Source organism: Stenotrophomonas sp. BR163 (assembly GCF_047520985.2).
In the GTDB taxonomy this organism is placed as follows: domain Bacteria; phylum Pseudomonadota; class Gammaproteobacteria; order Xanthomonadales; family Xanthomonadaceae; genus Stenotrophomonas; species Stenotrophomonas sepilia.
In genome coordinates this window covers 1-9,999 of sequence record NZ_JAXBRE020000049.1, presented here as the reverse complement: position 1 = coordinate 9,999, position 9,999 = coordinate 1, and the positions used below count along the sequence as shown (strand labels likewise).

The 9,999-nt window shown below is 67.4% G+C and carries 9 protein-coding genes; 6 read left to right on the top strand and 3 right to left on the bottom strand.

Features of this window, described 5'->3' with window-relative positions:
- Window positions 1-143 precede the first annotated feature (143 nt).
- Entirely contained in the window at window positions 144-923 is a 780-nt protein-coding gene (locus tag ACM0PY_RS20635) for a sulfite exporter TauE/SafE family protein (RefSeq protein WP_005411690.1), read from the bottom strand.
- 102 nt (window positions 924-1,025) lie between these two features.
- Between ACM0PY_RS20635 and ACM0PY_RS20630 the strand changes: the two genes are divergently transcribed.
- Complete coding sequence (locus ACM0PY_RS20630) at window positions 1,026-1,418, top strand: YchJ family metal-binding protein (protein WP_134972190.1); 393 nt, start codon at window positions 1,026-1,028, stop codon at window positions 1,416-1,418.
- A gap of 3 nt (window positions 1,419-1,421) precedes the next feature.
- Here the strand turns inward: ACM0PY_RS20630 and ACM0PY_RS20625 are convergent, their stop codons facing one another.
- A complete protein-coding gene (locus tag ACM0PY_RS20625) occupies window positions 1,422-2,702 on the bottom strand; it encodes a GGDEF domain-containing protein (RefSeq protein ID WP_134972183.1) in 1,281 nt (426 codons plus the stop codon).
- A 162-nt stretch (window positions 2,703-2,864) separates the two neighbouring features.
- Between ACM0PY_RS20625 and egtB the strand changes: the two genes are divergently transcribed.
- The 5 genes from egtB (at window position 2,865) to ACM0PY_RS20600 (ending at window position 8,190) form a co-directional block, all read left to right on the top strand.
- Window positions 2,865-4,136 carry an ergothioneine biosynthesis protein EgtB gene (gene egtB, locus ACM0PY_RS20620; protein WP_134972184.1) on the top strand — a complete coding sequence of 424 codons (1,272 nt, stop codon included), beginning with the start codon at window positions 2,865-2,867 and terminating at the stop codon, window positions 4,134-4,136.
- Entirely contained in the window at window positions 4,133-5,107 is a 975-nt protein-coding gene (gene egtD / locus ACM0PY_RS20615; protein ID WP_134972185.1) for an L-histidine N(alpha)-methyltransferase, read from the top strand. The genes egtB and egtD overlap by 4 nt, the downstream gene beginning before the upstream one ends.
- Before the next feature lie 83 nt (window positions 5,108-5,190).
- Window positions 5,191-6,459, top strand: a complete 1,269-nt coding sequence (locus tag ACM0PY_RS20610) for a lytic murein transglycosylase (RefSeq protein ID WP_134972186.1) — start codon at window positions 5,191-5,193, stop codon at window positions 6,457-6,459.
- Window positions 6,460-6,499: 40 nt separating this feature from the next.
- Window positions 6,500-7,366, top strand: coding sequence for a D-hexose-6-phosphate mutarotase (locus ACM0PY_RS20605; RefSeq protein ID WP_134972187.1), 867 nt, complete (start codon window positions 6,500-6,502; stop codon window positions 7,364-7,366).
- Window positions 7,367-7,416: 50 nt separating this feature from the next.
- On the top strand, window positions 7,417-8,190 hold the full coding sequence (locus ACM0PY_RS20600) for a DUF2628 domain-containing protein (RefSeq protein ID WP_180885194.1): 774 nt from the start codon (window positions 7,417-7,419) through the stop codon (window positions 8,188-8,190).
- Window positions 8,191-8,196: 6 nt separating this feature from the next.
- Here ACM0PY_RS20600 and ACM0PY_RS20595 read toward each other — a convergent pair whose 3' ends face one another.
- Window positions 8,197-9,384 carry a benzoate/H(+) symporter BenE family transporter gene (locus tag ACM0PY_RS20595; RefSeq protein WP_134972189.1) on the bottom strand — a complete coding sequence of 396 codons (1,188 nt, stop codon included), beginning with the start codon at window positions 9,382-9,384 and terminating at the stop codon, window positions 8,197-8,199.
- Window positions 9,385-9,999: the final 615 nt, after the last annotated feature.

The following is a 9,999-nucleotide window of genomic DNA, read 5'->3' as shown; positions in this document are numbered from 1 at the left end:
GTTCATGATCCGGTAGTGCCGGCCGCTGGCCGGCAACACTCCGCGCCCAGGCATTCCGTAGAGCCGAGCCATGCTCGGCTGCTCTTTGCGACCGGAAACGGCGTGCCAACCAAGGTTGGCACCTACCGGGTCATGACGCGCATTCACGCAGCGCGGAACGTATCCCACGCCATCCGCGCGATCAGCACCACCACCAGCCCCACGAACAGCTTGCGGATGAAGGGCGTGCCGCCCTTCAGCGCCAGGCGCGTGCCCACCACCGAACCGATGATGTTGGCTGCGGCCATTGGCAGCGCGAACAGCCACAGGATGTTGCCGGTCGGCACGAAGAACGAGATCGCTGCCACGTTGGTCGCCAGGTTCACGACCTTCGACGCCGCTGACGCGCGCAGGAAATCCAGCCCGAAGAAGCGCACGAACAGGAAGATCAGGAAACTGCCGGTGCCTGGCCCGAAGAAGCCGTCGTAGAAGCCGATCGCCGCACCGATCGCCAGCGCGATCACCAGTTCGCGGCGGCCGATCTCCTGCGGCCGGTGCAACGCACCGAAGTCCTTCTTCCACAGCGTGTAGGCCAGCATCGCGACCAGCAGCACCAGCACCAGCGGCCGTACAGCATCCTTCGGCAGCAGGCTGACCGCCGTGGCCCCGGCGAAGGAAAAGATGAAAGCGGTGCCGGCCGCGAACAGCACCGGCTTCCACGGGAAGCGCACATTGCGCGCATAGCGCCAGGCAGCCGCACCCGTACCGAACATCGAACTGAACTTGTTGGTACCAAACAGCATCGCCGGCGTCTGCTGTGGCAGCACCGTGAACAGGCCGGGCAGCTGTACCAGGCCGCCGCCGCCCACGGCAGCATCCACAAGACCGGCGATGAAGGCGATCACCACCAGCCACCACAACTCAGGGGGAACCAGTTCCAGCACGGCGATCAATCAATGTGGGGGCGCGACAGCATACGCCTGTCCTGATCCGGGCGACTGCCGCCGCGCGTGGATCAATCCCTGCAACCCGGCGACAATGCCGGCATGAGCCGAAAATCCGCCGATCCCTGCCCCTGTGGCCTTCCCGCCGATTATCCCGCCTGCTGTGGCCGTTTCCATGCCGGCGAGGCCGCGCCCGATGCCGAGCGCCTGATGCGTTCGCGCTACAGCGCCTATGTGAGGGGCCTGGCCGGCTACCTGCGCCACACCTGGCACCCGGACACACGTCCGGCCGAGCTGTCGCTGGACGACGCGCCAGGCCAGCGCACCCATTGGCTGGGCCTGACCGTGCACGACCACACGGTCACCGGCGCAGACAGTGCTGAAGTGCGCTTCACCGCGCGCTACCGCATCGGCGGCGGCAGCGCGGTGAGAATGACCGAGCACAGCCGATTCCGGTGCATCGACGGCCGCTGGTATTACCTCGACGCGGTCTGAGCCCTACGCACTGGATGCAGCCAGCAGGCGCTGGCCACCGTGCGCGCGGACCTGGTTGCGACCTCCGTCCTTGGCCATGTACAGCGCCTGGTCGGCGGCCTTGACCACTGCCGTCGGTCGCGGATCCACGCGGCTGTCGGCCAGCCCGATACTCACCGTCACCTGCACCACCTGGCCGGTGCCGCCGCGTCCGCGCTGCTGACGGCCGGCTTCGTCGTCACGGCTGCGGGTGCTGCGGTCGCGCAGCTGCATGCGGGTGTCCTCGATGCTCTGCCGCAGTGCTTCGACGGCCTCAATGCAGGCCGCCGCTGGGCGGTCCAGGAACACCACTGCGAATTCCTCGCCGCCATAGCGGAACGCTCGGCCACCGTCGCCGACACGCGCCAGCCGCGACCCCACCAGGCGCAGCACGTCGTCGCCGGTATCGTGGCCGTGGGTGTCGTTGAACGACTTGAAGTGGTCCACGTCCACCATCGCGATGCTGTAGGTGCCGCGCGCCCGCTGCAGGGTCTCGTTGAACGCCCGTCGCCCGGGCAGGCCGGTCAGCTCATCGCGGAAGGCCATGTGGAAGGATTCCTGCAGCATCGCGCCCAGCATCAGCAGCAGGGCGGCGCTGCTCAGCGCCGGCAGCAGTACCGGCTGCAGGAAGATCCGCGGCAGCATCCACCACAGGCACAGCAGGGCCAGCAGCATCGCCGTGTGCAGTGGCCGCGGATGCCGCCACGCCTGCCAGCCCAGCGCTGCGGTCGCCAGCAGGAACAGCAGCGCCGGCAGCTGCGCCAGCGCATTCCAGTCGGCGGGAATCCAGGCCCAGTGACGGCTCGACAGCAGATCGTGCATGCCCTGCGGCTGTTGCGCCGCAAGCAGCAGGAAGATCACCAGGGCCGCGCCGCAGACCACGCTGCGCAGCAGCAGGTCCTGGCGTCGGCGTCCGCGTTCCGGCCACAGTGCCAGCCCGGCAAACAGCAGCGGCACCCAGGCCGAGATTGCGTGGAAGCGCAACGGAGTCAAGGCGTCGACATGGCCGCTGCGCAGGTAGCCGCCGACGTCCCGGTGCAGCAGGGCGAACACCACCGCCACGACCAGCAGCAGGCACAACGTGCGTATCTGGTGGTAGAGCAGGGCCAGGCCCGCGCCGAGGCAGGCCAGCAGCCAGGGCAGGATGCGTTGGGCCGGGCTGGCCACATCCTCGGTGCCCAGTGCCATCCACAGCACCAGGACGACCAGCACGGCGGGCAGCACGAACAGGTAATGCGCAGGCTGGCGGAGTGGATGCAGGGGCACGCAGGAAGTCCAGTGCGGTGACGATGCGGCCGCAACACTGCCGTTAGCGGCGTCCTCACCCGCTTCTTGAACACGCGCTTTTTGAAAAGGTACGCAACCATGTGAATGGGGCAGTGTGCCGCCATGACGTCGCACTCACCGCACTGCGCCGATGCTGTAGGCATGGACAGCGTACCCACCGCCGTCGCTGCCCCGCAGCACGACCTCGCCCACCACTTCGCACGTGTGCGTGCCCGCAGCCTGCAGTTGGCCGCACCGCTCAGTGCAGAGGACGCCATGCTGCAGAGCATGGCCGACGCCAGTCCCAGCAAGTGGCACCTGGCCCACACCACCTGGTTCTTCGAACGCTTCGTGCTGGCAGGATTCGCCCGCGCGCCGGCGCATGACCCAGCCTGGGACTATCTTTTCAACAGCTACTACAAAAGCATCGGTCCAGCGCACGCGCGGCCGCAACGCGGCCTGTTGTCGCGGCCCTCGCTGCAGCAGGTGCGCGACTACCGCCAGCAGGTCGATGCACAGGTGCAATCGCGACTGGCGGCGGGTGACCTCGACGCGCAGGCGCTGCACCACCTGCAGTTGGGCCTGCAGCACGAACAGCAGCACCAGGAACTGCTGTTGACCGACATCAAGCATGCGTTCTGGTGCAATCCGTTGCAGCCGGCCTACCGCGAGGACCTGCAGCCTGCCACCAGCGCTGCCAGTGCGCAGGGCTGGACCGAATCACCCGAACGCATCGTCACCATTGGCGCCGCAGCCTGGCCGCAGCACGCCGCCTTCGCCTACGACAACGAATCGCCGGCGCATCGCGTGCTGCTCCCCGCACACGCACTGGCAGAGCGTCCCGTCAGCAATGGCGAGTACCTCGCCTTCATCGAGGCTGGCGGCTACCGCGAGCCGCGCTGGTGGCTCAGCGAAGGCTGGGCGTTGCGCGAAACCGAGGGCTGGCAGCATCCGCTGTACTGGGACGATGCCCTGCAGCGCGAGTACACCCTCGGCGGTTGGCGAGAGCTGGACCCGCATGCGCCGGTCTGCCACCTCAGCTATTACGAGGCCGATGCCTGCGCGCGCTGGGCTGGTGCGCGCCTGCCCAGCGAGTTCGAGTGGGAAGCCGCCGCTGCGTCGCAGCCCCTGCGTGGCCATTTTGCCGACGACGATCAGCTGCACCCTCGGGCGGGGCAGGGCAGTGGGCTGCGGCAGCTGTTCGGCGATGTATGGGAATGGACCCACAGCGCGTATGGCGCCTATCCGGGCTTTCGCCCTTTCGCCGGCAACCTCGGTGAATACAACGGCAAGTTCATGTGCGGGCAATGGGTGCTGCGCGGTGGCAGCTGCGCCACGCCGCGTGGTCACGTGCGTGCCAGCTACCGCAACTTCTTCATGCCCCCAGCGCGTTGGCAGTTCTCCGGGCTGCGCCTGGCCAGGGATCTCGCATGAGTACAGTGCAGGACGCGCTGCAGGCGCTGACCGATCTCACTCCCGGCCGCCAGCAGATCCTTGCCGACGTGGTGGCCGGGCTGTTGCGCACGCCCCGCCAGCTGCCGTCCAAGTACTTCTACGATGCACGCGGCTCGCGCCTGTTCGAGCAGATCACGCATACGCCCGAGTACTACCCCACGCGCACCGAGCTGGCCCTGCTTTCACGGGTACTGCCGGACATCGCCCGAAGCGTCGGGCCGCACCTGCACGTGGTGGAACTGGGCAGCGGCAGTGGCCGCAAGACCGCGTTGCTGCTGGCCGCCCTGCACGACCCGGTGGCCTACACGCCGATTGAAATCTCACGTGCCGCGCTGCTGTCCAGCATCGACCATCTGGCCCCGGCGCTGCCCGAGGTGGAGATGCTGCCGGTCTGTGCCGACTTTACCCGTCCCGTCGCCGTACCCATGCCCGAACGCGAATCCGCGCGACGGCTGCTGTTCTTCCCGGGTTCCACGCTGGGCAACTTTGAAGGCGAGGACGCGGTCGCGCTGCTGCGCGCGATGCGCCAGACCATGGGGCATGATGGCCTGGCCCTGGTCGGCATCGACCTGCACAAGGACCCGGCGTTGATCGAGGCGGCCTACAACGATGCGCAGGGCGTCACCGCCGCATTCACCCTCAACCTGCTGGCCCGCCTGAACCGCGAGATCGGCAGCGATTTCGATCTCGATGGCTTCCGTCATCGTGCACGCTACAGCACCGCGCGGTTGCGCATCGAGACCGATCTGGTCAGCCAGCGGGCACAGGACGTCCACCTGGATGGCCGCATTTTCCACTTCGCCGCCGGTGAACCCATTCGCGTCGAGTACAGCCACAAGTACACCGAGGACAGCTTCGACGCGCTGTTGCGGCAGGCGGGCCTGCAGGTGGCGCAGCGATGGGATGCCGAAAGCCCCGCCTATGGCCTGCGCCTGCTGCGCCGCGCCTGAGGTGGTGGCCAGCCGGTGCCCCTTCAGGTTCGGCGGCACCGCTGCCCCTAAGATGGCCGTGCAACGGCAACACGGAGGACGCCATGCCTGTTCTGACCACGCTCGGCCTGGCGGCCGCCCTTGCGTCGACCCCGACGCTGCCTGCGGCTTCCGCCGCCAGCACCGATCCGGCGTTCAGCCGCTGCTTGGCGGGCCTGCAGGCCACCGCCGCGACCCAGGGCATCGGCGCTGACCGCTTCAACGAGATCACCGCCGGGCTCACCCCGGACCCCAGCGTGCTCGGCCTGCTCGATGCACAGCCCGAATTCACCACGCCGATCTGGGACTACCTGGCCGCGCTGGTCGATCGCCAGCGCGTGGCTGATGGTCGCGCCCTGCTGCAGCAGCACCGCGACCTGCTCGATCGCGTGTCGGCCCAGTATGGCGTCGATCCGGCCACCATCGTCGCGGTCTGGGGCGTGGAGAGCGACTACGGCCGCGTGTTCGGCAAGCGCCCGCTGCTGCAGTCATTGGCCACGCTGTCGTGCGCCGGCCGCCGCCAACCTTTCTTCCGCGGTGAGCTGCTGGCGCTGCTCAAGCTGATCGACCGCGGCGACCTGCAGGCACAGGGGCTCACCGGCTCCTGGGCCGGTGCCTTCGGGCACACCCAGTTCATGCCCAGCACCTATGCACGCATCGCCGTGGACGGTGATGGCGATGGCCGCCGCGATCTGGTCGGCAGCATTCCCGATGCACTGGCCTCCACCGCCAACTACCTCAAGCGTGCCGGTTGGCGCAGTGGCGAACCATGGGGCATGGAGGTGCATGTGCCCGCCGGCTTCAACGCCAGCCAGGCCGGCCGCACCCAGCGTCGTGCCCTGGCCGATTGGCGCGCGCAGGGCGTGACCGCGCTGGATGGCAGCGCGTTGGCTCCGGCCAACCTGCCGGCGGATGCGCGCGCCGCCCTGCTGCTGCCGGCCGGCAACAAGGGCCCTGCGTTGCTGGTGTTCCGCAACTACGACGCGATCTACAGCTACAATGCTGCCGAAAGCTATGCGCTGGCGATCGCGACGCTTGCCGACCAGCTGCGCGGCGGCAACGGGCTGGCTACCGCCTGGCCGACCGACGATCCAGGCCTGGGCCGCGATGAGCGTCGCCAGCTGCAGACCCTGCTGCTGGCCCGCGGCCACGACATCGGTGCCGCCGACGGCATGATCGGTACCGCCACGCGTCGCGCGATCCAGGCCGAGCAGCAGCGCCTGGGCTGGAGCGAGGTGGACGGCCGCGCAGGCCAGCGCATCCTGCGCACGCTGCAGGAAGAGGCGGCCGCCATCGCACCCGCTGGGCAGAATGCCTTGCCGGCGGCACGTTGACCGCGACATCATCGCCACGGTCTTCAAGGAGCGTCATCGCATGCAGTCGAATCCGGACATCAGCACCGGCCTGTATCACGGCCTGGAGGCCTGGCAGGTGCGAACCGCCAATGCCACAGCGGTCGTGAGTGTGTTTGGTGGCCAGCTGCTGTCGTTCATTCCCGATGGGCAGCCCGATCTGTTCTGGCTTTCGCCCACGCGCGCCGAGCTGCCCACGCCCATCCGCGGTGGCGTCCCGGTGTGCTGGCCGTGGTTCGGCCGCCAGGGCCAGAGTGCCGATGTACCGGCGCATGGCCTGGTACGTACCGCGCGCTGGGAGCTTCTTCAGGCCACCCAGAGCGATGATGGCGAGGTCGAGCTGCAGTTGGCACCTGCGCTCTGCGCCGATCCAGGCCTGCGCCTGCAGATGCAGCTGCGCATCGGCCGCCAGCTGCGCCAGCAGCTCGTCACCGAGAACACCGGAACCTCGCCGGTGACCTTCACCCAGGCCCTGCACAGCTACTTCCGGGTCGGCGATGCCACTTGTGTCGAGGTCGATGGCCTCGACGGCCTGCAGTACCTGGACAAGTACGAGGACGGCGCGCAGCTGCGCCAGCAGCAGGGGCCCTGGTCACTGCGTGACCCGCGGGATCCGGGGCGCAGCGACCGCATCTATACCGGTGCCGGCGGCCACTACGTGCTTCGCGATCCCGTCCTGCAGCGGCGGATCGAGATCCGCAGCGAAGGCAGCCAGACCCTGGTGGCCTGGAACCCCGGCATGGAGGCAGCGGCGAAGATGGCCGATGTCGGCGACGGTTGTCACGATTACGTGTGCCTGGAAGTGGCCAACGCCGGGCCAGAGCAGATTACGCTTGCGGCGGGTGCGCGCCATCAACTGGTGCAGACCCTGGGCAGTACCGCGCTGTAGGCGCTGGCAGCGGTTCCAGTTTGTCGAGGCAGGTAGCAGGGACGGAAAACATGCAGGAAGCACAATGGTGGTACGCCAATGGCAGGCAGAGCAGTGGGCCGGTCGATCTGGCCCGTCTTCGCCAGCTGCAGCGGGAAGGGACGGTTACGGCGCGCACCCTGCTCTGGTGCGAAGGCATGCCCTCATGGCGGCCGTTGGCCGAACTGGAGCAGGCTTCCACCCCCATCGAGGTGGGTCCGGCCCCGGATATCGACGCAGCCCCTGCAGTTGAGGGCATTGCGCCGAATGTCGGCGATCCGTCCGATCCCTATCGTGCGCCGGTCGCTGTACCGGACAGGGCTGCGGCTGCGGGGCTGGAGGGCGAGAGGGCCTTGTACGCCAGCGTGGTCGGCGGCAACTTCCCGATCTATCGCCAGCGCTGGCGGCTGGATCAGGGCATTGCCACGGGCAGTGGCACCTGGCACTGGCCGGCCTTCCTGCTCGGCCCGATCTGGATGATGTACCGCAAAATGTACCGCCTGGCGGCAATGTGGGTCGGTCTGCTGCTGCTGATCAGCGTGGTGGAGACCATGCTGGATGTGCCCGAAGGCGTGTCGCTGGTCATCACCATCGCGCTCAGCGTCGCCACCGGCACCTTTGGCAACACCTGGTACCTGGCACACTGCCAGCGCCTGATCGCCCAGGCTCGTGCCGTCAGCGGCGGCGATGACGCACGGCTGCACAGCGAGCTCACCGCACGCGGCGGCACCAGCGTGGTCGCTACACTGGCCGCCATCGTCATCTCGGTGGTGTTGAGCACCGTCGGCGCCGCACTGGCGGGGTAGGGCAGGTCAGCGGCCCTGACGGGGCCGCAATACCAGCAGGCACAGCGCACCGGCCACCAGCCCCCAGAACGCCGAGCCGATGCCGGCCAGTGAGACGCCCGAGGCGGTGACCAGGAAGGTGACCAGTGCCGCCTCGCGGTCCCGCTCTACCGCCAGCGCACTGGCCAGGCTGTTGGCGATGGTGCCGAACAGCGCGATACCGGCCACGCACGCCACCAGCTCGCTGGGGAAGGCCGCGAACAGTGCGGCCACGGTGGCGCCGAACAGTCCGATGATGATGTAGAAGGCACCTGCCGCCATGGCGGCGGTATAGCGTCGTGCCGGGTCCTCATGTGCATCACGGCCCATGCAGATCGCGGCGGTGATCGCGGCCAGGTTCAGCGCGTACGCACCGAACGGCGCCAGTAGTGTATTGACCACACCGATCCAGCCGATCAGCGGTGACACCGGGGCGTCGTAGCCGGAGGCACGCATCACTGCCACACCGGGAATGTTCTGCGAGGCCATGGTGACCACGAACAGGGGCAGGGCGATGCCGGCTACCGCAGTCCAGGACAGGGACGGGGTCACCCATTGCGGTATCGCCAGTTGCAGCTGCACCTGCTGTGCGTGCAGCAGGCCACGGCTGGCTGCGACCGCGATGCCGACCAGCAGTGTGGCGATCACCGCATAGCGCGGGAACAGGCGGCGTCCCGCCAGCCAGGTGGCGAACATTGCCAGTGCCAGTACCAGCTGGGAATTCATGGCCACGAACACGTCCAGACCGAAGCGCAGCAGCACGCCGGCCAGCATGCCGGCGGCCAGCGCCATCGGCACCCGCTGCATCAATCGTGCGAACACCCCGGAGAAGCCTGCCAGCATGCCAAGCACTGCGGCGAGCAGGAATGCACCGGTGGCCTCGGCGAGCGAGGCGCCACCGGCACCGACCACCAGCATCGCCGCGCCCGGTGTCGACCATGCGGTCACCACCGGCACGCGATAGCGCAGCGACAGCCCGATGCAGGTGACACCCATGCCCAGTCCCAGTGCCCACATCCATGAGGCGATCTGTGCCTGGTCGGCGCCGACAGCCTGGGCGGCCTGGAACACGATCACGGCTGAGCTGGCGAAGCCGACCAGCACCGTAATGAAGCCAGCGACGATGGCCGGCATCGAAAGATCGCGCCACCACGCGCGCCGCACCTGCATGCTCATTGCTCTGTCTCCACTGTGCATTCCTGCATTGTGCATCCCTGCATTGATAGAGGGGTTGCGGCGTTGACCGCGCAACGCGCGGGCAACGCTGCCGTGATCTTCGAGCGTACGTCATGCGTGATGTCGCGATGCTTCTGTCATCACCATGCAAAAAAAGCCTTGACGAAATCCGCAGGATCTCTAGAATTCGCCCCCTTGCTGCAGCGCATCGCTTCCCCGGAAACGACACGCGAACAGCGACGCCACCACCGACGAACGCGTTGATCGAACGAAGGTGTTGACGGACTCGAAAAGTCCGGCATAATAGGCGGCTCGCAACGACGAAAGACCCTCGGGTCCAACGACGAAGCAGCATCGGCAACAACGTCCACTCCGGTGAGACGGCCTTGAAAAAAGGTGTTGACGAAGCGGAAAAGCCGGCTATAATGGGCGGCTCGCTACGAAGGAAACTTCGCAGCACACGGGAACGGCGCTGAGGCCACTTCCCCGGATCTTTGAAAGTATGCGCAGGTATCTTGTGAAGGCGCCTGCAGGAAGGATGATTGTCCATCTTGCAGACGTTTGATCAAGCAACTATTAATTGTTTTAAAGCAAGCGATACGTTGCCAGAGTCAA

Bases quoted from the DNA above. Each gene is read 5' to 3' on its own strand.
- ACM0PY_RS20605 (WP_134972187.1), top strand. From the start codon at position 6,500: ATGCAGTCGAATCCGGACATCAGCACCGGCCTGTATCACGGCCTGGAG.
- ACM0PY_RS20595 (WP_134972189.1), bottom strand. From the start codon at position 9,384: ATGAGCATGCAGGTGCGGCGCGCGTGGTGGCGCGATCTTTCGATGCCG.
- egtB (WP_134972184.1), top strand. From the start codon at position 2,865: ATGGACAGCGTACCCACCGCCGTCGCTGCCCCGCAGCACGACCTCGCC.
- ACM0PY_RS20600 (WP_180885194.1), top strand. From the start codon at position 7,417: ATGCAGGAAGCACAATGGTGGTACGCCAATGGCAGGCAGAGCAGTGGG.
- ACM0PY_RS20610 (WP_134972186.1), top strand. From the start codon at position 5,191: ATGCCTGTTCTGACCACGCTCGGCCTGGCGGCCGCCCTTGCGTCGACC.
- egtD (WP_134972185.1), top strand. From the start codon at position 4,133: ATGAGTACAGTGCAGGACGCGCTGCAGGCGCTGACCGATCTCACTCCC.
- ACM0PY_RS20630 (WP_134972190.1), top strand. From the start codon at position 1,026: ATGAGCCGAAAATCCGCCGATCCCTGCCCCTGTGGCCTTCCCGCCGAT.